Here is a 22,242-nt window from a genome sequence, read left to right on the forward strand (position 1 = left end):
TCATATAGTGAAAAAATTAATAACCGTTTTTTGCATCATGTTACTAGCTGTTTTCACATTCGCTGCTTGTAGTAGTACAAAGGAAAGTACGAAAGAACAAGCTCAAAAAATTCGCGTTGGCGAAGTTACACACTCTCTTTTCTACGCACCATTATATGTTGGAATTGAAAAAGGATTTTTTAAAGATGAAGGTTTAAATATTGACTTACAAACAACAGCTGGCGGAGATAAAACGATGACCGCCCTTTTATCTGGCGGAATTGATATTGCTCTCGTTGGTTCAGAAACGTCTATTTATGTTCATCAACAAGGAGCAAAAGATCCTGTCATTAATTTTGCGCAGCTTACACAAACAGATGGTACATTTTTAGTTTCCCGTAAAAAATTAGACTCTTTTAATTGGAACGATGTAAAAGGCGTTACGTTTTTAGGACAGCGTAAAGGCGGCATGCCGCAAATGGTTGGTGAATACGTTTTAAAGAAAAATGGCATTGACCCTCGCAAAGATACGAACTTAATTCAAAATATCGAGTTTGCTAATATTGCAAATGCCTTTGCATCTGGTACGGGAGAATTTGTACAGCTCTTTGAACCGACTGCAAGTATACTTGAAAAAGAAGGAAAAGGTTATATCGTCGCGTCTTTCGGAGCTGAATCTGGTACTGTCCCTTATACAACGTTTATGGCAAAAGAAAGTTTCTTAAAGAAAGATAAAGCTGCTGCTGAAAAATTCACGCGCGCACTATATAAAGCGCAGCAATGGGTTGATACACATAGTCCAGAAGAGATTGCCGATGCCGTTTCACCACTATTTAAAGACACTTCAAAAGACATTTCAGTAAAAGTAATTGAGCGCTACAAAAAACAACATTCTTATGCGACAAATCCATTATTAGATGATGCAGAATGGAAACAACTCCAAACGATTATGAAAGAATCTGGTGAATTACAAAAAGAAGTTCCACATGAAGCGCTCGTCAATACAAAAATTGCCGAAAGCGTTATTAAGAAATAGAGGCGAAGTGTATGAGCTTTTTACAAATACGTAACGTTTCTCACTGCTTTTTTGCAAAAGAAAATGCCAAACTTATTCTTGAAGATATGAGTTTGCAAGTAGAAGAAGGCGAATTTATTTCAATCCTTGGTCCAAGTGGTTGCGGAAAAACAACGCTCCTCTCCATCATCGCAGGGCTACTTGATCCAATTGAAGGTATCGTATTTTTAGATGGTGAACCGATTACAACTAAGACCCCCTCTATGGGCTATATGCTCCAGCAAGATTACTTGTTTCCGTGGAAAACAATTGAAGAAAATATTATGCTCGGACTTCATATTCGGAAGGTTTATGATGAAAATACGAAAGAACATACATTAAAGCTTTTAAAACAAGTCGGCCTATATGATATAGAACAGCAATACCCTCGTGAACTATCCGGTGGTATGCGCCAACGTGCTGCACTCGTTCGAACATTAGCGACCGACCCAAAAATTTTATTGTTAGATGAACCATTTTCCGCTCTTGATTATCAAACAAAATTAAAACTAGAAGATCTCGTCTTCACATTACTACGTAACTATAAGAAAACATCCCTACTTGTGACACATGATATTGAAGAAGCAATTGCGATGAGTGATCGTATTTATTTACTGCAGGCGAACCCTGGAAAAATCGCAAAAACGTTCATCGTCCCAGAAAGTATCCGTTCCTTATCGCCGTTAGAAGCACGCCACCACCATGACTTCCCATCCCTCTTCCAAGAAATATGGAAGGAGCTGGAACGACTTGGATAATATAAAACAACTACATGAACAGTTTCGAAAAAAAGAAAGACAACATGCATGGTTAGCTCGCTCTTTACAACTTGTACTTCTTGTTCTTTTCTTTGCAATATGGGAAATAGCTAGTAAAAAAGAATGGATTGATCCTTTACTCTTTAGCTCTCCTTCAAGTATTTGGGATCTCTTTTTAACGAAATGGATTGACGGTTCACTTTGGGTCCACATATGGACGACATTACTTGAAACAGGAGTAGGCTTCATTCTCGGAACTGTACTCGGAGCTATTATTGCTACTCTCCTTTGGTGGATGCCACTTTTGGCCCGCGTACTTGATCCTTATCTCGTCGTCCTAAATGCAATGCCAAAAGTTGCACTCGGTCCAATCATCATTGTTATTTTCGGTCCAAATATTTCATCCTCTATCGCAATGGGGGTAATCATCTCCATCATCATTACCATTCTCGTTATTTACAGCGCATTTCAAGAAGTCGATTCCAACTATATTAAGGTCATGGACACATTTGGCGCAAATAAATGGCAATGCTATAAGCACGTTATTCTCCCTTCATCTTTCCCTGCAATTATTTCAACGTTAAAAGTGAATGTTGGCTTATCATGGGTCGGTGTTATTTTCGGGGAACTCCTCGTTTCTAAACAAGGACTTGGCTATTTAATTAGCTACGGATTCCAAGTCTTTAACTTCACACTCGTCTTGCTCAGTGTAATGCTCACTTGCGTCCTCGCAACTCTTATGTATGTATTTGTCGAGGCATTTGAAAAACTCCTTATTGGAAAACGAAAAAAAAGCTGACTTAGAGCGATATGCTAGAGTCAGCTTCTTTCTTCTACCTTTTATCACACATTTTCGAATCATCTGCAATATTCCCATTAGCAACCGTAACTGTATGGAAACAATCTTTCACACGCACCGTAACGACATTATCTTTTCGATCAATAATATGATAATCATTAAACTCTTTATTTAATGCACTACGAATTTGCTCCCCTTCAAAAATCGGAAAACCGTGAGACATTACCCAAATGAGACCAGCAACAGCAAGAATCGTTTTCATACGTTTCATTACCTCCTCGAGAGTAAACTTATAGCCCCTATACTATGCGCATTATAATTGTGTCTAATTTGTGACGTTTTTATACTAATTCTATTTTAATGATTCAGTTCCTTCTTCTTTTTTAAAAAAAGACAGAATTTTCAATTTTATCAACATGAAGAAACGCAAAGAACTATAATTCTTCACGTTTTCCCTTGGCTAAAATATATCGAACACATAATTCGCATTAGTGTCCACTTGGTTGTTCTATCGTTTTCGAAACATCATATAATCCCGCTAACACTTCCGCTCTCATTTTTACAAGCTCGGGGAAGTGATAGAAGAAGATAATTTTTTTATATTTTAATTCTGTTCCTTCTTTCACCTTTTTTGAATCTTGTAAAATAAACGCTGTAAATGTATCCGCAATATCCTCTGCCACATTTGTCGTCCCATACAGTGAAACAAACTCACCATGCTTTTCCTTAAAAAATTCAATTTGAGCTTCTTCGCTTTCTTCCACTTTCTTTTCTGTCCACTCCTGGTCAATTGGTTTCCAGAAAGAATTATAAAATTGATTTATATAAGAGCTCTCCTTCGCACATCCTTCTTGTAAGAAAAGAGATTTACATTTATTTTGGTATGATGAAATATCTTTATCTTCTTCAAAAGCCTTTAAGTACTTTTCATTTACTGGTATTTGTTTATGTCCCAGCGTTAATACGTGAGCCGTCTCATGTATTAATGTTTTCATCACTTGATCGATATTTACTGCAGAATCAAGCGTATCTAAACTAATGGTCCACTCTTTCGGATACTCCATACTCGGCATAACATGAGCCACAATTCCATCGTATCCATCTGTTACCATATCAAACTCTTTTATGTCAGTGCGATACTTAGCAGGAATAAGCGTGCTATACATCTCCCATAACGATTCATGATAATCCCTATCTTGACGTTGCTTTAATACTTCTTCTTTCGCGTCCTTATCCTCCGCAAAAGCCTTATTCAATCGTTTGCGATCTAGTTTATCGAAATAAGGATCTACAATTTCATCACCATCGATATAATAAGAAGCTAAAAAGAAATAATTTTCATCATCCTTTTTTTTCATTTCTGCTTCTTTCATATCGTTACTTGAATGTCCTTCTAAATCATAATCCTCTAGTACTTCAAGTTCTGAAAGTCCATCTATCTTTTTATATACTTTTTGAAGTGTTTTATCACCTATTTGTGTGCATTCTTCTGTCGTTTCGCACACATCTTTTTTCTCTCTTTTCAAAGTTTTCTCCGACATATCACATCCAGCTACTAAGCCCATTGAAATCATAAAACACATTAACTTGCCATACAGTTTCTTCATACGCACCTCCATTATTCCATTCTACAAAAATATCATAATCATTTTTTAACGAATATGCGATAATTAATTATAAAAGCTGTATGGAGGTTTCCCATGATTCGAGCAGTCTTATTTGACTTAGATGGAACACTATTAGATCGTCGCCAATCTCTAGAGCAATTTATTCGTGATCAATATAATCGCTTCGCCTTTCATTTGATAAACATAAAAAAATTCGAGTATTGCTCTCGTTTTCTCGAACTCGACAATAATGGTTACACGTGGAAAGATAAGGTATATTCCACTCTCCTTTACAAATACAACATTACCACTTTAACGCAAGAGCAACTGCTACACGACTACATTACAAACTTCCAACATCATTGTATTCCTTTCCAAAACATGCATGAACTACTTCAACAATTAAAACAGCGAAACATTAAAATTGGTATTATTACAAACGGCTTTACTACATTTCAGATGAGCAACCTTCGAGCACTAAACATACATACGTATACAAGCACGATTCTTGTTTCAGAAGCGGAAGGAATTACAAAGCCTCACCCTGAGATTTTCGAACGGGCTTTACAAAAACTAAACGTAAAAGCAGAAGAATGCCTTTACGTTGGAGACCATCCAGAAAATGATGTGCTTGGTTCTGAACAAATAGGGATTCTTGGCGTTTGGAAGAGAGATTCATTTTGGGGTGACTTTGAACATTCACGTGTCGTGGATGATTTATTAGAGGTGCTTTCGTTTTTAGAGGTGGAGGTAAAAACAATACAATAGTAAATAAATTATATCAGCGATTTTTGAAATATATCGATTTACCGACAAAAAGAGGAGGCCGTTGTTCAAAAACGCCTCCTCTTCCTTTATTATTCATATACTGTAAACTGCGGTTTACTCGGATGATCTTTAACTAGCGCATCATCTGGAAATTTTGAAACTTTTTTATATAAAGCAATGTCACCGATACAACCTGCTGTTAGTAGAATCCCTAAAAATGAGAGTGGCTCCAAATTCATAGCTAATCCCAATACAATTGGTAAAATTCCAGTTGGTAAAAACGGAAGCATTAACACTGTCTTCATTTGCTTTACTGTAATCACCTGTTTAGAATGAGCATATGCAGCACCTAATTTCCAATTGACGCCCCATTTTAGTTCACTCCACGGAACACCTCCGATATAACGAAATCCAATTAAATGTATTGCCTCATGAATACAAACGAGGATAATCATTCCAATAATCAAAAGAAACATAATCGGCAATGTAATTTCAATTTGAAACTCGCCTGAAAAAAGCGCATGTAAATAACCAATTCCAATCGCCAGAGCGAATATTATAAAAAATGAATAAACATTTAATTTAACCATTGAAACAGAGACAGTTGTTTCTTTTCTGTTATCCACCTTTTCACCTCCTAAAATGTAAATATACCTTTATAAAATTGTATAATATGTCTAAAACAATATGAAGATGTATTTACATTCATTCTTACACATAAAAAAAGAAACCGGCCATTTCACTTCGTAAAACAGCCGATTTCTTCTATATGTTTCATCGTACGCGCTAATACATCATCGCGCATAATAAAGCTAAATTTTCTATCAGTTTTAATATTATCAGGAATGTCTTTTAATAAAACAGACCCTTTCGTTTCTTCGTAATGCGTATGTTGCTCTACTGCACTAATTGTTGCAAAATAAATGTTTTTAATGATTATTTTGTCTTTTCCGGATACTTTGTATTGCCCTAAGTAAGTTAAATCAGAAACTATGCCGCCGGTTTCCTCATGAACTTCTCGAACTGCCGCTTCTTCCGGTGTTTCCCCGAGTTCTACTTTACCACCTGGAAATTCAAGACCACGGCGTAAATGATGCGTTAATAACCATTGATCCCCGTACCGGCATACAACCCAAACATGCTTTGGCTCAGGAGAAAATGGGTAACGTTCAAACGATAATTGTACAGTGTTGTGGTAATAATCTTTAAATTTGTACATGCCATTACTCCCCTATTGATGATTACAAGTTTTTCCTACCACAAATTGTAGCATATTCTCGCTTTTCTGCATAATATTATCCAATTACAATCCATTGATTATTCCCATTTGTGCGACTAATTCTTTCGTTTCATGATTCCCTAGATCATAAATCATTTTATATGCTTTTTGTAGTTGTTCATCATATCGATCATTATTCGAATCGTGATGATACTCAACGAATGGAACGTGGGAGCGTACATACGAACCTAAGTCCTCTTCATACGCTTGATCAAAATACTCTCTTAACTCCGTAATCTCTTCGTCATTTGCATAAATTTCAAAATTATACGTATCCGCCGTCTTCACTTGCGAAATTTGACCATTTCCAACTGATATATAATATGTTTTTTTATTCTCCATGTAACACCCTTCTTTCATCCTTTTAATTTCTATTGTTTTCATCAATTACAAAATTATGTAAAATAAAGAAAAGGAGGGATTTCATGCTCAAAATATTAATTATCGGCATTATAATCGTACTGATCATATTAGTACTCTCCGTTATGACGATTAATAAAGGCTACGCATATAAACATTCTGTTGATAAGCCCGAAGATAACCCTTACTCGAAAAATAATAAGGAGGAATCATAGTATGCTTCGTATGCTTCGTATACTTCGCATCGCATTCGCACTCACTGTGATAATTATGTCGGCAATTGGGCTCTATACAGGTCAAAATAACTTTCTACCACTTTCACAATTTCTATTAGGAGCTTTAATGTTTCTCATCGCAATTGAGCAAATAAAAAAGAAGGATTCAGGAACCGGATTTATTTGCATTGTTGCTGGAGCATTCTCTTGGATTGTTCTCATCATTACATACATAAAATAGAAGGAGGATTCTTTATGCTAAAAGGAGTTCGAATTACTTTTTCACTTATCGCTTTATCTATAGCAATCTATGGTTTTATTACTGGAAATAGAGGAATTATGCCTTATATGTTTATCTTTTTAGGCGGTATGGCTTTCATTGTAAGTATAGAGGAAATGATGGAACATAAAAAAGTAAGTAGTACACTCGTTTTTTTAGTCGGTGCAGCAGTTTTATATCTAGGTATCTCAGAAATACTTCGTTAATTTGTTTATTTAAAGGAGGATTATATAAACATTCGAATTATAATAGCTACTATTGCCCTCATTCTCGCTCTACTTAACCTCTTTGCAAACCTCCCTATGCTTTTACCATTCGTATTTATCCTTTTAAGTATTATGTTTATCCTTTTTGGAATCGATGAAATAAAAGAGCAGCAAAAAGCAAAAGCATTTGTTTATTTTCTTGGTTCTGCCTTTATTTTATATGTTTGGGTGTCTAGTATGCTTTCATAAAAAGAAGAGCAAGTTTTCTCTTAACAAAATAAAAAAACTGCCCTTTCACAGGCAGTTTTTCTTTATCCAAATACTTTTTCAAGTTCATCTTTATCCTGGCTTAGCCAGAAGTTCATTAAGCGTTGTGCTCCTTCTAAGTCGTGAAGCTTCGCTTGGCCACATTGTGTTTCATTTGCAGCTGGAATTTCTGTAATTTGAACCGCATCTTTTAATGTTAGTTCTAATAAATCAATGATTTCTCGAACCGTCGGTGTTCCGCTTACTACAAGATAATATCCTGTTTGGCAACCCATTGGTGAAATATCGATAATATCAAAATGCGGATAACGATCAATATATTTACGTAAATTAAATGCTAATAAATGTTCTAACGTATGAATAACATCTGGTTTCATTGCTTGTTTATTCGGTTGGCAAAAACGAATATCGAATTTATTTACAATACCGTCGCTACCTACGTTGTGAACTCCGCAATGTCTTACATAAGGTGCCTTTACAATCGTATGATCTAATTCAAAGCTTTCTACTGATGGCATACAACATCTCTCCCGCTTTTAATTTAATTCCGTTATATCCAATATGATATAACGGAAATGCACATTAGTAAAGTATTATGTACTGTCGTGCTATAATACTTTAAGACTATGCTGAAAAGGAGACCATTATGAAACAGATTTTTATCGGTATTATACGCTTTTATCAAAAGTTCATTTCTCCGATGACACCGCCAACGTGCCGCTTTCATCCGACTTGCTCTCATTATGGATTAGAAGCGTTTCAAAAACACGGTGCCTTCAAAGGATTTTGGCTTACATGTAAGCGTATATTAAAATGTCACCCTTTCCATCCAGGAGGATTTGATCCTGTCCCAGATAAAAAGGATGACAAAGTAAATTCTTAATTGTCGTAACCATTCACAACTAAATCTAATTTTCCTGTGTCAGGATCTATAACAAGACCGTGAACAGGTACTTCTTCCGGAAGTAACGGATGGTTGCGCAGTATTGACACACTATGTTCTACACTTTCTTCTACACTAGAGAACCCTTGTAGGAATCTTTCTAAATCGATTCCAGAATAACGAAGTGTATCTAATTTCTCTTCTGTTACGCCGCGCTCTTTCATTTTTTCAATTGTACTGCTTGCTTGAATTTTTGCCATACCACAATCATGATGACCGACAACACATACTTCATCAGCTCCAAGCTCATATACAGCGACTAAAATACTACGCATAATACTTCCGAATGGATGTGAGATAACAGCGCCTGCTACTTTAATAATTTTCACATCACCGTTACGCATATTCATTGCTTTCGGTAATAATTCAACAAGACGAGTATCCATACAAGAGATAATTACCATTTTTTTATTTGGAAATTTTCCTGTTTCATACTCTTCGTATTTTTTCTCTTCAACGAATTTTTCATTGTATTGTAAAATCTCTTCTAATGACTTCATAGTAAAGAACCCTCTTTTCTCTCATTTACATTACATATGTAGTGTACCAAAATTTGAAAAACTCAAAAAGGATATTGCTTTATAGTAAAAATAGGATATTTTCAGATAATCGACATAATTCTTTCAAAATATACACACACCTTTGTAACAAGTCTCACATACTTTAAACGTTTTTTCACTATAAACTGATTGTAGATAATGTAAAAAAGGAGTGAATATTTATTATGTCCGACGTTCTGTTACTAAGTCGTTTTCAATTTGCAATTACTATTTTTTATCACTTTTTATTTGTACCTTTGACAATCGGACTTGTTATTTTAGTAGCATGTATGGAAACTCAATACGCCCGCACATTGAATCCAACATACCGCAAAATGGCAAATTTCTGGGGAAAACTTTTTACAATTAACTTCGTAATGGGGATTATAACTGGGATTACGATGGAATTCCAATTTGGAACAAACTGGTCTGAGTACTCCAAATATATGGGGGATATTTTCGGATCACCTCTCGCAATCGAAGCACTCGTTGCCTTCTTCTTAGAATCTACTTTCATGGGAATATGGTTATTCGGTAAAGACAAAATCTCACCAAAATTCCGTGCTTTCTGTATGTGGATGGTTGCACTTGGAACAAATATTTCTGCCCTTTGGATTATTACTGCAAACGGATTCATGCAAAATCCTGTTGGGTATGTAGTACGTAACGGCCGCGCTGAATTAAATGACTTCTGGGCACTTGTTACAAATCCATATGCATGGAATATGTTCTTCCATACTGTAATTGGTTGTTATATTGTCGGTGCTTTCTTCGTTATGGCAATTAGTGCATATCACTTACTATGTAAAAATGAAGTGGAATTCTTCAAAAAATCATTTAAGTTTGGTTTAATGTTAGGGTTATTCGCAGCAACAATTACACCATTTATGGGCCATCAATCTGGTGTATCAGCGGCTAAGTATCAACCAGCAAAAGGAGCTGCGATGGAAGCAGTTTGGGACACTGGAAAAGGACAAGGTTTCTCAATCATTCAAATTCCTGATGTAAAAAATGAAAAGAACTTTGAACTACTTACAATTCCAAAACTCGGCAGTTTCTTCTATACAAACTCATTTGATGGAGAAATTGTTGGTTTAAAAGATATTCCGAAAGAAGATCGTCCAAATGTTAACCTCGTGTACTATAGCTTCCGCTTAATGGTTGCACTTGGCATGTTCTTTATGGCATTAACTTGGTACGGTTTCTATTTAAACCGTAAAGGAAAGCTAGAAAACTCAAAACGCTATTTAAAAATTACAATGTGGTCTGTTTTACTTCCATATATCGCAATTAACGCTGGCTGGATTGTCGCTGAAGTAGGTCGTCAACCGTGGACAGTTTATAAACTAATGCGTACAGCAGAATCCGTGTCACCTATATCAGTTCCACAAATTTGGTTCTCATTAATTAGTTTAATATTGTTCTACACTTTACTCTTAATTGCAGACGTATACTTAATGCTGAAGTTCGCGAAAAAAGGACCCGCTGTATTAGAAGAACCTGCTACTGAAGGAGGTACAGCTCATGTCTCATGATATGCTTGCAATCATCTGGTTCGGTTTATGGGGCGTAATTTGGACAGTTTACTTCATTCTTGATGGATACGCACTCGGTAACGGAATGATTTTCCCATTCGTTGCGAAAGACCGACAAGAACGAAATCAATTACAAGAAGCTATCGGCCCGTTCTGGGGTGGTAATGAAGTATGGTTAATTACAGCTGGTGGTGCAACATTTGCTGCCTTTCCAGTCACATATGCAAATATGTTTAGTTACCTATATACACCACTGTTTTTAGTATTACTTGCACTATTTGCTCGTGCCGCTGGACTTGAATTTATGCATAAAGACGATTCACCAATTTGGCAAAAAACTTGTAAATGGGCATTTACAATTGGTAGTTTCCTAATCGCCTTCTTATTCGGCGTTACATTCGCTAACCTATATTACGGGCTGCAAATCGGAAAAGATGGTTATGAAGGAACTTTACTTAGCTTACTAAACCATTATGGTATTTTAGGTGGTCTTTTCTTCACTGCTATATTCGTCGTATCTGGTGCCCTTTGGATTATGATTAAAACAACTGGCGAAGTATCTGATCGTGCTTATAAAATCGCAAGACCATTTTCAATGGCAGCTGCTATCATTTTAGCTATCTTCTATGTCGCAACTGCAAATCGTACAAATTTATTCCAAAACTTCACGGAATATCCTGTACTATTCATTCTTCCAGTACTTGCAATGTTAATGAGTGTACTCACACTTATTATGGTGTACAAACATAAAATCGGCCTTGCATTCACATTCGTTTGCTTAACAATCGCAATGTTTATGACAACTGGTTTTGCAGGTATGTTCCCGAGAATGTTACCATCACGTATTAACGACGCTTATAGTACAACGTTATACAACGCAGCTGGTAGTCAATTAAACTTAAAAATTATGTTCTTCGTTGCAATCGTCATGGTACCAATCGTTATTGGATATCAGCTTTGGAGCTACAGCATATTTAAAAATAAAATTCATAAAGACTCTGCTAAAGGATATCACTAAAATAAAAAAGACACTTCGAGCGAAGTGTCTTTTTTATTTTACGTATGATTTTCGATAAGATGTTACATTTCTAATCTAACAACTATGATAAAGAAGAATCACTAACAGCTCACAACTAAATTGTATCACAGGGCAAGCACATCATTTTATGCAATTTTACATATGAAAATTATAACGTAGATTGAATTACTTGGTCATACACATCGTTATCCGTTACATCTGCCGTACTAATACCACTGAATGTCCTCACATTTAATCCGGTATTTGAAGATCCCGATCCATTATAAGCTTTCGTTTTTTCAATTGGATGTACGTTATATTTATCACCTAAGTTAATTGTCCCATTACAGTTCTCAATAATAACCCCTTCCACAATAGCTGGCATTTTATCACCTACTTTCATTTCGTTACTCCCATTCTATGAGAATCGCCTAAAAAAATAGCATGTGTGAATAAGAAAAAAGCACTCAAATTGAGTGCTTTTTCTCTAAGCATTAATGGCAATTTTGGAGACAGTTGACTTTTCCAAAAATTTATTAGGGGTAATATTTTGAAAAAGAAAGCCTTTCATATGTAGCTTAACATCGCTGGAATATATAGTAAATTGATAATGTTTATACGGAAGATTCCTAATGTTTAGTATAGATATTTTCCACTATATCAACAGTGATAACTATCTACACTAAACAACAAAAAGGCGCCTTTTAAAAAGACGCCCTTTCCCCTGTTTATATAAACCCCATCCGCTTTTCGTAAACACACACTAGAAAACAGAATCATGAATTGTTACAAGATTGTTAGGTACACAAAGAGTAGAGGCTAATGTTTGTATACAATTCTGCTTTATAGCATGTATCCACAATTTATATTTTAATCCTCTTTCATTAAAAAGGAACAAAATATGCAAAATTACATATTTCAAAGAAAAAGACACTCTACAGAGTACCCTCTAAACCATTTTACTTTTAACATATCACTTTGAATATATTTTACCATATTTAACTATATCGGTTGTTGAGAAAATTCAAAATCGTTATTTTTTTATCAACATCTTCAAAATCATGTAATATTAAGGATGCAATAAAACATTATAAAAATTGAGGTGTATTATATTTATGTATTTTGGAATTATTCCTCTTATATTGTTTATTATTTTTCTTATCTCTTACTTAAAAGATCCACGGAAAATAATAAATGGCTTTTTATTTAATGCCTTTTTCTGTTCATTTCTATTCTTTTGTGCTATAGCCTCATATGCGTCTGGTAATAACAATTTACATTTTATCGTTCTTATTCCTATACTAGCGTTAATTGTAATGATACCTTTTGCTATAGTCGCTTTAATGTTTGGACTATTTCTTAATGCAAAAATTTTAATGCAGAGAGAAGGACGACGCTTCACAAATTCTTTAACTTTAATCGCAGCTTTAGGGATTTTATTCCTTATAATGCTCTCTATCATAAATCCAGCAAGTTTATTCTCTGCACATTTTCAATTTATTTTTGCTGCGATTTCTCTTATAACTATGTATTTCTTTATACATTTATCTAACTTCTTAAGCGCTTATTTTCTATACCAATTCAATAGACCGAGACGTAATCAAGATTTCATCATCGTTCTTGGTAGCGGCTTAATTAATGACAAAGTGCCACCTTTACTTGCAAGTCGCATTAATAAAGCAATCGACTTTTATTGGAAGCAATCCGCTGTGAATACACCACCAACAATCATTTTCTCTGGTGGGCAAGGGCCTGATGAAGGTCTTCCGGAAGCAGAAGCGATGCAAAATTATGCTGTTGAAAAAGGCATTCCGCTTGAACATACGGTACAAGAAAATCGTTCTGTAAACACATATCAAAACATGTCGTTCTCTAAAGAAATTATGGATTCTTTAAAACCAGAAGGTAAGTATAAAAGTATTTTTACAACGAATAATTTCCATCTTTTCCGTGCTGGCATATATGCAAGACAAGCTGGTCTTAATAGCCAAGGAATCGGATCAAAAACAGCCTTTTATTACTGGCCTAATGCAATGATTCGCGAATATGTCGCAATTGTCGTTATGGGGCGTAAGCGCCATATGAAAATATGTGGAACTATTTTAGGTTTCGCTTTATTCCTAACAGTCGTTAGTTTTATATTTTCTTAACAAAATCCCATCCTTTAAAAGGATGGGATTTCTTATACGAATTTCAAAAATATTTTAATGGTACTATGGTGATAATATTCCCTGCATACATCCATTAAAGGAGAATTTTTTCAAATATAATGTTAAAATGGTTGTTAGGCATGAATCGAACTGATTAGCAAACATGTAAGAAAAAGAAACTAGTTTGAAACGAGGAAATTATATGAAAAAAATGATCAAGAGTAAGCCCAATAAGCTAAAAATTGCTTCAAAAGCTTTGATGATTATTATTGGGGCATTTATCACAGCGTACGGATTAGAAGCTGTCTTAATTCCAAATAACGTATCCGACGGTGGTGTGACTGGTTTAAGTATCGTTAGTTCAAGATTATTTGGATTGCCATTAGGAGCTCTAATCGCAGTTATTAACATTCCTTTCGTTTGGTTAGGATATAAACAAATCGGTAAAAGCTTTGCAATTTATTCCATCATCGGGATTGCTTCATTAGCAATAGGTACCGTTGTCATGCACGGAATACCAACTATTATTGAAGGCGATACACTACTCGTTACAGTTGTTGGTGGTATTATTATCGGTTTCGGTATGGGACTAGCCTTACGTAACGGCGGCGCATTAGATGGAATCGATATGCTAGCTGTATTACTTTCTCGTAAGTTACCTTTTGGAACAAGTGACCTTATTTTATTCTTAAATATGTTTGTCTTTATTTTTGTTTCAACAGTATTTGGTCTTCAAGGGGCTATCCTTTCGGCAATTGCTTACTTTATCGCTTCGAAAGTGATTCATATCGTTGAAGTTGGTTTAAGTGGTTCGAAAACATTTAAAATCATCACGAAAGAGCCTGAATTAATGGTAGAAACAATTCGCGATCGTTTAGGCCGAAGCGCAACGTATAACGAAGTATACGGTGGTTATTCAAGAGAGAAATTCAAAGAAATTTCTTGTGTAATTAACCGTTTAGAAGAAAGTAAAATGAAGGACCTGATTAATGAAATCGATCCTAATGCCTTTATTACAGTTTATGACGTAGCTGAAGTAAAAGGCGGTAACTTTAAGAAACGTGATATTCATTAATCATTATGAAAAAAGAGGGTGTGCCAAAATATTGGTGCAGCCTCTTTTTATTATGAAGTTGGTAAATCGATATTCCTTTTCGAATCGTTGATATATTTTGAGCTACGATAGATATAATCGAAAAACCGTTGATATATTTTACTCCCCCCATCTTCCCCCGCTTTTAATCCAATCGACGTACTTTTGAAAGGCGGGCACTTCATGCTGAAAGCGAAGCGGAACATATAGAAAGAGAGTACATGTACACAGTATCCATAGAATACCTACTATAAAGTGAAATTTCATCGTTGTGCTAATAAACAAACTGAGGAATAAGACGAGGAACATAATCAAACTAAACCTTTTATATATAGTCATAATAATCTCCTCCTTATAACTTAATTGTACCAGCTATAAGGAATTAATCCCCATAATAAAAAGACCGAAAAGCAAATTTCACTTTTCAGTCTCTATACTATCTTCTCTTCATAATTTTCCCTGAACCGCCAACCCTTGTTTTCGGGGGCGACGTATTCTTTGGTGGGTTTTTAATGGATGATTTCGGCTTCACATCAGATCCACTCGAGCCACCCGGGTTTTTCGTAATTTTTCCTTTGCTTCCGGTAGAAGGCGGTGGCGTCGTTTTACTTCCTTTTTCCGTAATACTTCCTTTATCACCTACAGATGATTTCGGATCTACATTATCGCCTCGCTTAATAATAGATCCTTTCCCTTCCTTCGTAATTGGAGGCGGGGTTTTCTTTTCCTCTTTCGTAGGTGGTCTTTCCGGGATCAACGGTTTATGATTTTGTCTGTCATTATATCCGCGATAATCACCGTATGATGATTTGCGTGAACCGAATATATCGTTTAATATACTCCCCATAATATATCCTTGTAAGAAGGATGGTTGGTAATTTTGACGGACAAATTCTTCATTGCTTATTTCAATTAACGTATCAGATGGTTTCTCTTTATCCTTTTGTAAATTATACATTTTATCAGAATAAACGAGGAACATTTGATTTTCGTCTTCTTTAGATGCTTGCTTCGGTTTCCTTTCGGCTATAAGTTCCTTTGCAACTTCAGGAACCGACCGATTGGCGGCCCTATACACGTAAGATTCTTGTTTACCATCCTTTGCGACAGACTCTAGTGGGTAACGGTCCTGAATTGACTTCGCCTGACCACTTTGACAGCCCGATAAAGCATAACCGGCAATAACAAGTAATGTAACGATAGCAAGTATAGGGATCACGAACGATTTAATCATGGTAAACAATCGGTTTGACATGATTACGCCCCCCTTATGTTGCTCTTATGATTTGTACATCAGCAGGAATAATTACTTCTCCCTCATACATCATTGTGCGACCATTTTGCCATTCAACACGTAATAATTTGCGGTTATCAGATTGGAATTCCCATACGTACTGTTCTTCTGAAGCAGCGAATGGTGTTTTCCCCATAACAACAACACGTCCATTATATTGTTCTTCCATATGATACTCTATATCATCCATTTCAATCGTCGTCGGAATTTCATCGATTGAATCTAAACGACCATCAATCGGTGTATACAATTTGTAATACGTATTTTCACGGTCTTCAATTTTCAAATAACGAATATCTTTCCCATCCTGCAAAGTTAAAATAATCTCCTTGCGAGAATGCATGCTCGTTTTCCCAGTTAATTCGTACATGACTAACGAGACTTCAATCATATCGCCAGGAGCCAACGTTAAAAGACTCTTTTCTGGCTTCGGCGGCTCCGGACTCTTCATTATATTTTTAATACGTTTAAATAAACTCACAATCTACCCCTCCTTTTCTCTTTATAAACAAGCACCTAAAATAAGTGCACCAACGATATGTAATGAACCAGCTAACAACGCATGTGCTACGCTGCCTTCTTTCGTTCCTTCTTCTAAATCTAAACCAGACACTTTCTTTAACACAAACTCAATGAACATTTCTACAATTAATAAAATAACGAATGAAACTGCTGAGGCAAGAAGCGCTTGCCATAAGTCATTCGCTTTCGTTATAGATTGAGATAAAATGTACCCTTGCGCAAATAATTTCATAACGAAACGCGTTGTCACTGCTGTATTTCCATTTTTCATTTCTTTTAAATCATTGTATTTTGTAAAAATCGAATCAACCCACATAATTGCAAATAAAAGTACCGCACTCGCTCCAGTCCATACAAGCATAGCTAAAACATTCATCCACGTCATTACAAAACCTCCTCTAAAATAGTAATAGAAAACCGACATGAATCCTCTTCAGACATGTCGGTTTCTTTGTCTATTCTATATTATTTCTCGTACTGCTTCATAATACGAGCTAATTCATCGTCAACAACAGAATTTTTGTTTAAGCTTGCAAATTCATCATCTAACGACTTTTCTTTCTTGTAAATTTCACCGCTTGCTTCTGCTTCAGCCTCTAATTGAAGTGCTTTCTCTTCCATACGGCTTAAACCAGCTTTTGCTGAATTTGAATCGAATCCAGACATCGCCTGATTAATATTCTTTTGTGCTTTCGCTGCATTTACACGTGCTACAAGTGTTTCACGCTTATTTTTCAGCTCTGTTAATTGTTTACGCATTTCTTCTAGCTTAAGGCGAAGGTTATCAGCAGCAGCTTTGTTTTGCTCATAGCTCGCTTTATACTCATTCATCTTTTGCTCTGCATTTTGTTTTTCTTCTAAAGCACGGCGCGCAAGATCTAAGTTGCTAGCTTGAACAGCCATATGAGCTTGCTCTTCACGTTTTTTCACAAGTGCTTCTTGCTCTTCAAATAATATTTTGAATTTCTTCTCAAGCGCGATTTGAGCCGCTACACTTTTCTCAGCTTCTTGTACATCCGCTTGCATATCGCGTAAATATTGATCCGTCATCTTAACTGGATCTTCAGCTTTTTCAATTAATGAATACACATTCGACATTGTTAAATCTCTTAATCGTTTAAATACAGACATCCAAATTCCTCCTATGATATACCTCATATTTCAAATTCACTACTTGGAAAATTAAAAATCTCCCTTTTCAGTAAGAATATTCATTTTTACAACCTATGTGTTTATTATAACAAAACTAAGATGTCCTTACATGTTATTTCCAAAATACAGCTAATATAATATGACATTCCATATAGAATATTGTATTCCTACTATATCCTTATTATTTCTGCCTCCAAAATCAACTTATTTTTGCGCGATTTCACTAAATTACATAATTGTAATGTTACTGTAAGCTAACTCGATAGTTACGTTTCAACATTTCTTATACACTAATACCAGAAGCAACAGAATAACAAAAAAGCTTCTCATACTGTAAGGACTAATACAGAAACTGTATTTACTATAAAACATATAAAAAGGAGAAATCATCATGAAAAAATTAGTAGGAATCGGGTTAGCAGCAGCAATTTCATTCGGAGCATTATCAGGTTGTTCTTTATTAGGAGAAAAAGCGAACGGCTTTGTATTATATGGAACAGAAGAGCAAGTAGCGCAAATTGCAGATAAAAACAAAAAAGAAGTAAAAGAAAAAGATACGTATAAAATGAAACTTACAACACTTGAAAATAAAAAAGTTCTTGTAATGGATAAGAAAACTGGTGAAGAACTTGTTAAGAAAGAATTACTACAAAAAGTTGATGAAAAAGACGACACGAAATCACTTGATAAATTACCAGCTGTAACAGCAGAACAAGGCGTGTTATTCGCAAAAAATAAAATAGAGAATGCTACAATTGATGGAGCGAAATTAAAATATGAAGGTAACACAATTATCGGTAGTGGCCGTGCCTATGCAGATATGTTCGCGATTGTTGATGATGCAACTTACGGCAATGTAAAAGGTGAAGAAAAATCTGTGGGTGTATTAAAATTTGATAAAGACCCTAGTAAAGAATTCCCTGGAAAAAATGGTGTAGAAGGAGCACAACTTGTAAAAATTAAGAAATAATAAAAAAGCTTTGCGAAATTCGCAAAGCTTTTTTCTACTTGTGAGCAATTTGCTCCATATCTGGACTACAAGTTTGCGACTGACATGACTTATTTAAAGAGCATGCTGCGCACTTTCCTTTTTTACTTCTCTTTACAAAATTAACTAACGTATATGCTGCATAACCAAAAATGATAGCTCCAATTACAATATTGACCATCACCCTAATACATCTCCTTCTAGAATCCGAGTAAGGACCCAACTTGGTATATAATGAGCGTTAATACATAAGCAACAACGAGCGGATAAACGACAGAGAAAACTGTCCATTTCATCGATCCTGTTTCACGCTTAATAACAGCTACTGTCGCTAAGCACGGAACATATAATAAAATAAAGAACATAAATGCATATGCTGATAGCGCAGTATAATGTGCTCCCATTACATTTCCTAGCACATCTTCTTTAACCGCATAAATAATTGCCATTGTAGAAACGACAACTTCTTTCGCTAAAAATCCTGTTAAAAGGGATGCCGCAGCTTGCCACGTTCCAAAACCGAGCGGTGCAAAAAGTGGTGCAATAAATCCACCAATCATCGCTAAGAAACTGTCTCCCATATCAACACCAAATCCTGATGGACCTGCATAGTTTAATAACCAAATGACAACAGAACCACCGAAGATGAATGTACCCGCTTTACGAACAAATCCTTTACCTTTCTCCCACGTACTCAGCCATAACGTTTTCGCTTGCGGCACACGGTAAGGTGGTAGTTCAATTACAAAAATAGATTTTTCCGCTTTTAAAATAGTAAGTGACATAATTTTTGTAACGAGTAATGCAAGAACAATACCTGCAATGTATAAAGAGAACACAACAGTTGCCTGACTATTAGGGAAGAATACTCCCGCAAATAATGCATATACAGGTAAACGTGCTGAACAAGACATAAATGGTGTTACAAGAACGGTAAGTAATCTTTCTTTTTCTTGTTCAATCGTTCTCGCTGCCATAATACCTGGAACGTTACATCCAAAGCCGATAATCATCGGAATAAATGCTTTTCCGTTTAAACCGAAAAACTCCATAATTCTATCCATAACAACTGCAATTCGTGCCATATATCCCGAGTCTTCTAATAATGAAATGAAAAAGAATAGTGCAAAGATTTGCGGAACGAATACTAATACCGCACCAACGCCAGCAATAATACCTTCTGTAACGAGTGCTTGAATAAAGTCAGAAGCCCCAACACTTGTGAGCCCAGCTGTAACCCAATCAGTAAGTTGTCCGCCAAAAAATCCATCAAGCATATCAGATAAAGGTGTACCAATCCACGTAAACGTAACCTGAAAAATAAAAAACATAACTGCTAAAAAGATTGGAAGTCCTAAAATTTTATGTGTAATTAACCTATCAATTTTTTCTGAAAAAGGAATTTTTCCTTCTTTCTCATGTTGCATAACATTTGTTTTTAACTTTTCAATATACGCTTCACGAGTCTTGTAAATGTGCTCCTCTAACGTACAATCAAGTTTTCCATCTAAACAAGATCGAATAGCTATAAGTTCCTTATAAATTGGTAATGCTTTCATTTCTTTTTCTACTACTTCGTTATTGCTTAAAAATTGAAGGGCTAACCATCTCGGATGCTCATAATTCGCTGTCTCTAAAAGAGCGATTACCTCTCCAATCCCTTCATCCATTTGTACACCATATGAAATAATGAATGGCTTTTTCTCTTTTTGTTTCTCTTCATGAAGAGTAGTAAGTAATTCTTCACAGCCTTTTCCAGTTCTTGCGATGACAGGAACGACTGTTACACCTAATATTTCTGATAACCGTTTTACATTAATCACAATTCCTCTTTGCTTTGCCACATCAATCATATTTAAACCAATTGAAACGGGCTTACCAAATTCAAGTAATTGCAATGTTAAATGCATATTTCGCTCAAATTGAGAAGAATCCACTATATTTAACATATGATGAAATTCATCTGTTAGTAGAAAATTCGTAACGACACCTTCATCACGTGAAACTGGATTCAAATCATAAACGCCTGGTAAATCAATTAATGTTCCTTGCTTATCTTTTAATTTACCAACCTTCTTTTCTACTGTTACACCACTCCAGTTTCCTACATACTCATAAGAACCGGTAAGTGCATTAAATAATGATGTTTTCCCTGTATTCGGATTCCCTAGCAAAGCAACCTTATTCACGCTAATTCCACCTTTATCATTTTCGCGTCACAATGACGAATACTAATTAACTGTCCACGACACTCCAATGTACAAGGACCTTTAAACATCGCTTTCTGTTTCAAGCGAAGTTCGCTTCCTTCCGCGAGACCGAAAGCAGCTAGTCTACGCTTTAATAACTGATCTAAAGACTGAATACTTTTTACTAACACTTTCTCGCCAATTTTAATATCTACTAAGCTCATAACCTTCCCCCTCAGAAGAGAATGATAATTATTTTCAGAAAAATTATATCATACTCTATTTCAATTGGACTATACCCTTTTGCTTCATATTTATTAACATTTCGCTACAATTCTATTTCAATAATTGTCATACGGTATTCATTTGCCATTCTCATCCATTTCGCTTACAATGAACAATAGCAAATAAAGAATCTCGTTATCACAGGGGGAGCCTTACCGCTGAGAGGGAACAATTCGTTCCGACCCTTTGAACCTGTTAGTTAATGCTAACGCAGGAATTGTGCAAACGTCCGAAATACACACCTCTTTTTTTATTTACGTATTTCGTATCCTCCTATGATAATGTTTTTTTTTGTGCAACTTGGATATAGGGGGAGACAACATGCGTAACACCAATTTACAAGCGATGATCGAATCTGCTATTCTTGCAGCCTTCGCCTTGATTATCGACATTCTACCATTATCAATTAAACTTCCAACAGGCGGTTCCATCTCATTTGCTATGATTCCTATTTTTATTATCGCATACCGCTGGGGCTTCAAAAGGGCTTTCTTAGGAGGTTTAATTTGGGGACTATTACAAATCGTTGTTGGAGATGCAATTATCGTCACACCGACTCAAACAATAATTGAATACTTCGTTGCCTTTGCATTCATTGGATTTGCTGGACTATTTTATAAGCCCATTCAGCAAACATTAATGAATAATCAAAGAAAGAAAACCATTGCTTATATTATCTTTGCTACATTTATTGGTAGCCTTGCACGTTATTTCTGGCACTTTATTGCAGGTATTATCTTTTGGGGCCAATATGCACCAAAAGGGCAATCAGCCGTCTTATATTCATTAATTGTAAACGGTAGTACAATGCTCGCTTCTTTCACATTATGTACTGTATTATTACTCCTTTTATTTACAACTTCACCACGCTTATTCAAAAGCATCGGTGCTTATCAAATGAATACACAAAAAAAGGGCGCTTAACTTAGCGCTCTTTTTTCACATCGTAATATCAATTAAAA

31 protein-coding genes and 1 riboswitch are annotated in these 22,242 nt (G+C 35.5%); of the genes, 15 read left to right on the top strand and 16 right to left on the bottom strand.

The window, feature by feature from the left end:
- Nucleotides 1–7 precede the first annotated feature (7 nt).
- From MHH66_RS23865 to MHH66_RS23875, 3 genes are read left to right on the top strand one after another with little or no spacing between them, the layout of a single operon-like run.
- Complete coding sequence (locus MHH66_RS23865) at nucleotides 8–1,015, top strand: ABC transporter substrate-binding protein (protein ID WP_016102907.1); 1,008 nt, start codon at nucleotides 8–10, stop codon at nucleotides 1,013–1,015.
- Nucleotides 1,016–1,026: 11 nt separating this feature from the next.
- Entirely contained in the window at nucleotides 1,027–1,791 is a 765-nt protein-coding gene (locus MHH66_RS23870; RefSeq protein WP_002034467.1) for an ABC transporter ATP-binding protein, read from the top strand.
- Complete coding sequence (locus MHH66_RS23875) at nucleotides 1,784–2,590, top strand: ABC transporter permease (RefSeq protein WP_033709532.1); 807 nt, start codon at nucleotides 1,784–1,786, stop codon at nucleotides 2,588–2,590. The genes MHH66_RS23870 and MHH66_RS23875 overlap by 8 nt, the downstream gene beginning before the upstream one ends.
- Nucleotides 2,591–2,624: 34 nt before the next feature.
- Here the strand turns inward: MHH66_RS23875 and MHH66_RS23880 are convergent, their stop codons facing one another.
- Both MHH66_RS23880 and MHH66_RS23885 read right to left on the bottom strand, forming a co-directional pair.
- The gene (locus MHH66_RS23880; protein WP_002129567.1) at nucleotides 2,625–2,852 is read right to left on the bottom strand and encodes a hypothetical protein; all 228 of its coding nucleotides are present in this window, start codon (nucleotides 2,850–2,852) and stop codon (nucleotides 2,625–2,627) included.
- A 226-nt stretch (nucleotides 2,853–3,078) separates the two neighbouring features.
- On the bottom strand, nucleotides 3,079–4,197 hold the full coding sequence (locus MHH66_RS23885; protein ID WP_078184684.1) for a hypothetical protein: 1,119 nt from the start codon (nucleotides 4,195–4,197) through the stop codon (nucleotides 3,079–3,081).
- A gap of 93 nt (nucleotides 4,198–4,290) precedes the next feature.
- Here MHH66_RS23885 and MHH66_RS23890 point away from each other — a divergent pair, with 93 nt between their 5' ends.
- Nucleotides 4,291–4,965, top strand: a complete 675-nt coding sequence (locus MHH66_RS23890) for an HAD family hydrolase (protein ID WP_078184685.1) — start codon at nucleotides 4,291–4,293, stop codon at nucleotides 4,963–4,965.
- 89 nt (nucleotides 4,966–5,054) lie between these two features.
- On the opposite strand, the gene MHH66_RS23895 is transcribed toward MHH66_RS23890, so the two are convergent.
- The 3 genes from MHH66_RS23895 to MHH66_RS23905 form a co-directional block, all read right to left on the bottom strand.
- Nucleotides 5,055–5,591 carry a DUF3267 domain-containing protein gene (locus MHH66_RS23895; protein ID WP_078184686.1) on the bottom strand — a complete coding sequence of 179 codons (537 nt, stop codon included), beginning with the start codon at nucleotides 5,589–5,591 and terminating at the stop codon, nucleotides 5,055–5,057.
- Between the two features lie 113 nt (nucleotides 5,592–5,704).
- A complete protein-coding gene (gene mutTA, locus MHH66_RS23900) occupies nucleotides 5,705–6,184 on the bottom strand; it encodes an antimutator 8-oxo-(dGTP/GTP)ase (RefSeq protein ID WP_002015736.1) in 480 nt (159 codons plus the stop codon).
- Between the two features lie 84 nt (nucleotides 6,185–6,268).
- Nucleotides 6,269–6,586 carry a hypothetical protein gene (locus tag MHH66_RS23905; RefSeq protein ID WP_002089150.1) on the bottom strand — a complete coding sequence of 106 codons (318 nt, stop codon included), beginning with the start codon at nucleotides 6,584–6,586 and terminating at the stop codon, nucleotides 6,269–6,271.
- An 83-nt stretch (nucleotides 6,587–6,669) separates the two neighbouring features.
- Here MHH66_RS23905 and ytzI point away from each other — a divergent pair, with 83 nt between their 5' ends.
- From ytzI to MHH66_RS23925, 4 genes are read left to right on the top strand one after another with little or no spacing between them, the layout of a single operon-like run.
- The gene (gene ytzI, locus MHH66_RS23910) at nucleotides 6,670–6,819 is read left to right on the top strand and encodes a YtzI protein (protein WP_012261873.1); all 150 of its coding nucleotides are present in this window, start codon (nucleotides 6,670–6,672) and stop codon (nucleotides 6,817–6,819) included.
- A gap of 10 nt (nucleotides 6,820–6,829) precedes the next feature.
- Complete coding sequence (locus tag MHH66_RS23915; RefSeq protein WP_078184721.1) at nucleotides 6,830–7,060, top strand: YczI family protein; 231 nt, start codon at nucleotides 6,830–6,832, stop codon at nucleotides 7,058–7,060.
- A gap of 14 nt (nucleotides 7,061–7,074) precedes the next feature.
- Complete coding sequence (locus MHH66_RS23920; RefSeq protein WP_012261875.1) at nucleotides 7,075–7,305, top strand: DUF3953 domain-containing protein; 231 nt, start codon at nucleotides 7,075–7,077, stop codon at nucleotides 7,303–7,305.
- Between the two features lie 24 nt (nucleotides 7,306–7,329).
- Complete coding sequence (locus MHH66_RS23925; protein WP_078184687.1) at nucleotides 7,330–7,554, top strand: YczI family protein; 225 nt, start codon at nucleotides 7,330–7,332, stop codon at nucleotides 7,552–7,554.
- Nucleotides 7,555–7,616: 62 nt separating this feature from the next.
- On the opposite strand, the gene luxS is transcribed toward MHH66_RS23925, so the two are convergent.
- Complete coding sequence (luxS, locus tag MHH66_RS23930; protein WP_001141371.1) at nucleotides 7,617–8,090, bottom strand: S-ribosylhomocysteine lyase LuxS; 474 nt, start codon at nucleotides 8,088–8,090, stop codon at nucleotides 7,617–7,619.
- A 128-nt stretch (nucleotides 8,091–8,218) separates the two neighbouring features.
- Here luxS and yidD point away from each other — a divergent pair, with 128 nt between their 5' ends.
- A complete protein-coding gene (yidD, locus tag MHH66_RS23935; RefSeq protein ID WP_002112460.1) occupies nucleotides 8,219–8,455 on the top strand; it encodes a membrane protein insertion efficiency factor YidD in 237 nt (78 codons plus the stop codon).
- Here the strand turns inward: yidD and MHH66_RS23940 are convergent.
- Nucleotides 8,452–9,015: a beta-class carbonic anhydrase gene (locus MHH66_RS23940; RefSeq protein WP_002015742.1), complete on the bottom strand. Its 564-nt coding sequence runs from the start codon at nucleotides 9,013–9,015 to the stop codon at nucleotides 8,452–8,454. The two genes, yidD and MHH66_RS23940, sit on opposite strands and share 4 nt — an antisense overlap.
- A 224-nt stretch (nucleotides 9,016–9,239) precedes the next feature.
- On the opposite strand from MHH66_RS23940, the gene cydA reads away from it, so the two are divergent.
- Nucleotides 9,240–10,589 carry a cytochrome ubiquinol oxidase subunit I gene (cydA, locus tag MHH66_RS23945; protein WP_078184688.1) on the top strand — a complete coding sequence of 450 codons (1,350 nt, stop codon included), beginning with the start codon at nucleotides 9,240–9,242 and terminating at the stop codon, nucleotides 10,587–10,589.
- Nucleotides 10,579–11,607 (top strand): cytochrome d ubiquinol oxidase subunit II, encoded by a 1,029-nt coding sequence (gene cydB / locus MHH66_RS23950; protein ID WP_002129586.1) that lies wholly within the window; start codon nucleotides 10,579–10,581, stop codon nucleotides 11,605–11,607. Before cydA ends, cydB begins: the two co-directional genes overlap by 11 nt.
- A gap of 169 nt (nucleotides 11,608–11,776) precedes the next feature.
- Here cydB and MHH66_RS23955 read toward each other — a convergent pair whose 3' ends face one another.
- Entirely contained in the window at nucleotides 11,777–12,010 is a 234-nt protein-coding gene (locus tag MHH66_RS23955; protein WP_002015747.1) for a spore germination protein, read from the bottom strand.
- A gap of 712 nt (nucleotides 12,011–12,722) precedes the next feature.
- Here MHH66_RS23955 and MHH66_RS23960 point away from each other — a divergent pair.
- Nucleotides 12,723–13,757, top strand: a complete 1,035-nt coding sequence (locus tag MHH66_RS23960; protein WP_078184689.1) for a YdcF family protein — start codon at nucleotides 12,723–12,725, stop codon at nucleotides 13,755–13,757.
- A gap of 202 nt (nucleotides 13,758–13,959) precedes the next feature.
- A complete protein-coding gene (locus MHH66_RS23965; RefSeq protein ID WP_000738210.1) occupies nucleotides 13,960–14,832 on the top strand; it encodes a YitT family protein in 873 nt (290 codons plus the stop codon).
- A 138-nt stretch (nucleotides 14,833–14,970) separates the two neighbouring features.
- Here MHH66_RS23965 and MHH66_RS23970 read toward each other — a convergent pair whose 3' ends face one another.
- The 5 genes from MHH66_RS23970 to MHH66_RS23990 form a co-directional block, all read right to left on the bottom strand.
- Complete coding sequence (locus MHH66_RS23970; RefSeq protein ID WP_078184690.1) at nucleotides 14,971–15,189, bottom strand: hypothetical protein; 219 nt, start codon at nucleotides 15,187–15,189, stop codon at nucleotides 14,971–14,973.
- A gap of 97 nt (nucleotides 15,190–15,286) precedes the next feature.
- Nucleotides 15,287–16,105 carry a DUF4247 domain-containing protein gene (locus tag MHH66_RS23975; protein ID WP_078184691.1) on the bottom strand — a complete coding sequence of 273 codons (819 nt, stop codon included), beginning with the start codon at nucleotides 16,103–16,105 and terminating at the stop codon, nucleotides 15,287–15,289.
- 13 nt (nucleotides 16,106–16,118) lie between these two features.
- Entirely contained in the window at nucleotides 16,119–16,625 is a 507-nt protein-coding gene (locus MHH66_RS23980) for a DUF4178 domain-containing protein (protein WP_002015752.1), read from the bottom strand.
- Between the two features lie 21 nt (nucleotides 16,626–16,646).
- A complete protein-coding gene (locus MHH66_RS23985) occupies nucleotides 16,647–17,051 on the bottom strand; it encodes a DUF350 domain-containing protein (protein WP_061674546.1) in 405 nt (134 codons plus the stop codon).
- A gap of 80 nt (nucleotides 17,052–17,131) precedes the next feature.
- Nucleotides 17,132–17,797 carry a PspA/IM30 family protein gene (locus MHH66_RS23990; RefSeq protein ID WP_002015754.1) on the bottom strand — a complete coding sequence of 222 codons (666 nt, stop codon included), beginning with the start codon at nucleotides 17,795–17,797 and terminating at the stop codon, nucleotides 17,132–17,134.
- A 412-nt stretch (nucleotides 17,798–18,209) separates the two neighbouring features.
- Between MHH66_RS23990 and MHH66_RS23995 the strand changes: the two genes are divergently transcribed.
- Nucleotides 18,210–18,788: a lipoprotein BA_5634 family protein gene (locus MHH66_RS23995; RefSeq protein ID WP_078184692.1), complete on the top strand. Its 579-nt coding sequence runs from the start codon at nucleotides 18,210–18,212 to the stop codon at nucleotides 18,786–18,788.
- A gap of 34 nt (nucleotides 18,789–18,822) precedes the next feature.
- Here the strand turns inward: MHH66_RS23995 and MHH66_RS24000 are convergent, their stop codons facing one another.
- The 3 genes from MHH66_RS24000 to MHH66_RS24010 are packed head-to-tail and all read right to left on the bottom strand — an operon-like array spanning nucleotide 18,823 to nucleotide 21,219.
- Complete coding sequence (locus MHH66_RS24000; RefSeq protein WP_063218155.1) at nucleotides 18,823–18,990, bottom strand: FeoB-associated Cys-rich membrane protein; 168 nt, start codon at nucleotides 18,988–18,990, stop codon at nucleotides 18,823–18,825.
- A 16-nt stretch (nucleotides 18,991–19,006) separates the two neighbouring features.
- Nucleotides 19,007–20,995 (bottom strand): ferrous iron transport protein B, encoded by a 1,989-nt coding sequence (gene feoB / locus MHH66_RS24005; RefSeq protein WP_078184693.1) that lies wholly within the window; start codon nucleotides 20,993–20,995, stop codon nucleotides 19,007–19,009.
- A complete protein-coding gene (locus MHH66_RS24010) occupies nucleotides 20,992–21,219 on the bottom strand; it encodes a FeoA family protein (RefSeq protein WP_000060512.1) in 228 nt (75 codons plus the stop codon). The genes feoB and MHH66_RS24010 overlap by 4 nt, the downstream gene beginning before the upstream one ends.
- 194 nt (nucleotides 21,220–21,413) lie before the next feature.
- A riboswitch (TPP riboswitch) is annotated at nucleotides 21,414–21,515 on the top strand.
- A gap of 65 nt (nucleotides 21,516–21,580) precedes the next feature.
- Here MHH66_RS24010 and thiT point away from each other — a divergent pair.
- Nucleotides 21,581–22,204 (top strand): energy-coupled thiamine transporter ThiT, encoded by a 624-nt coding sequence (thiT, locus tag MHH66_RS24015; protein ID WP_207553933.1) that lies wholly within the window; start codon nucleotides 21,581–21,583, stop codon nucleotides 22,202–22,204.
- The last annotated feature ends 38 nt before the right edge of the window (nucleotides 22,205–22,242 follow it).

Source organism: Bacillus sp. FSL H8-0492 (assembly GCF_038006145.1).
Lineage (GTDB): Bacteria > Bacillota > Bacilli > Bacillales > Bacillaceae_G > Bacillus_A > Bacillus_A mycoides.

Bases quoted from the DNA above. Each gene is read 5' to 3' on its own strand.
- cydA (WP_078184688.1), top strand. From the start codon at position 9,240: ATGTCCGACGTTCTGTTACTAAGTCGTTTTCAATTTGCAATTACTATT.
- MHH66_RS23890 (WP_078184685.1), top strand. From the start codon at position 4,291: ATGATTCGAGCAGTCTTATTTGACTTAGATGGAACACTATTAGATCGT.
- MHH66_RS23955 (WP_002015747.1), bottom strand. From the start codon at position 12,010: ATGAAAGTAGGTGATAAAATGCCAGCTATTGTGGAAGGGGTTATTATT.
- cydB (WP_002129586.1), top strand. From the start codon at position 10,579: ATGTCTCATGATATGCTTGCAATCATCTGGTTCGGTTTATGGGGCGTA.
- yidD (WP_002112460.1), top strand. From the start codon at position 8,219: ATGAAACAGATTTTTATCGGTATTATACGCTTTTATCAAAAGTTCATT.
- MHH66_RS23920 (WP_012261875.1), top strand. From the start codon at position 7,075: ATGCTAAAAGGAGTTCGAATTACTTTTTCACTTATCGCTTTATCTATA.
- MHH66_RS23940 (WP_002015742.1), bottom strand. From the start codon at position 9,015: ATGAAGTCATTAGAAGAGATTTTACAATACAATGAAAAATTCGTTGAA.
- MHH66_RS23990 (WP_002015754.1), bottom strand. From the start codon at position 17,797: ATGTCTGTATTTAAACGATTAAGAGATTTAACAATGTCGAATGTGTAT.
- MHH66_RS23915 (WP_078184721.1), top strand. From the start codon at position 6,830: ATGCTTCGTATACTTCGCATCGCATTCGCACTCACTGTGATAATTATG.
- MHH66_RS24010 (WP_000060512.1), bottom strand. From the start codon at position 21,219: ATGAGCTTAGTAGATATTAAAATTGGCGAGAAAGTGTTAGTAAAAAGT.
- MHH66_RS23975 (WP_078184691.1), bottom strand. From the start codon at position 16,105: ATGTCAAACCGATTGTTTACCATGATTAAATCGTTCGTGATCCCTATA.
- MHH66_RS23985 (WP_061674546.1), bottom strand. From the start codon at position 17,051: ATGACGTGGATGAATGTTTTAGCTATGCTTGTATGGACTGGAGCGAGT.
- MHH66_RS23880 (WP_002129567.1), bottom strand. From the start codon at position 2,852: ATGAAAACGATTCTTGCTGTTGCTGGTCTCATTTGGGTAATGTCTCAC.
- MHH66_RS23905 (WP_002089150.1), bottom strand. From the start codon at position 6,586: ATGGAGAATAAAAAAACATATTATATATCAGTTGGAAATGGTCAAATT.
- MHH66_RS23885 (WP_078184684.1), bottom strand. From the start codon at position 4,197: ATGAAGAAACTGTATGGCAAGTTAATGTGTTTTATGATTTCAATGGGC.
- MHH66_RS23965 (WP_000738210.1), top strand. From the start codon at position 13,960: ATGAAAAAAATGATCAAGAGTAAGCCCAATAAGCTAAAAATTGCTTCA.
- ytzI (WP_012261873.1), top strand. From the start codon at position 6,670: ATGCTCAAAATATTAATTATCGGCATTATAATCGTACTGATCATATTA.
- MHH66_RS23970 (WP_078184690.1), bottom strand. From the start codon at position 15,189: ATGACTATATATAAAAGGTTTAGTTTGATTATGTTCCTCGTCTTATTC.
- luxS (WP_001141371.1), bottom strand. From the start codon at position 8,090: ATGCCATCAGTAGAAAGCTTTGAATTAGATCATACGATTGTAAAGGCA.
- MHH66_RS23960 (WP_078184689.1), top strand. From the start codon at position 12,723: ATGTATTTTGGAATTATTCCTCTTATATTGTTTATTATTTTTCTTATC.
- mutTA (WP_002015736.1), bottom strand. From the start codon at position 6,184: ATGTACAAATTTAAAGATTATTACCACAACACTGTACAATTATCGTTT.
- MHH66_RS23995 (WP_078184692.1), top strand. From the start codon at position 18,210: ATGAAAAAATTAGTAGGAATCGGGTTAGCAGCAGCAATTTCATTCGGA.
- MHH66_RS23870 (WP_002034467.1), top strand. From the start codon at position 1,027: ATGAGCTTTTTACAAATACGTAACGTTTCTCACTGCTTTTTTGCAAAA.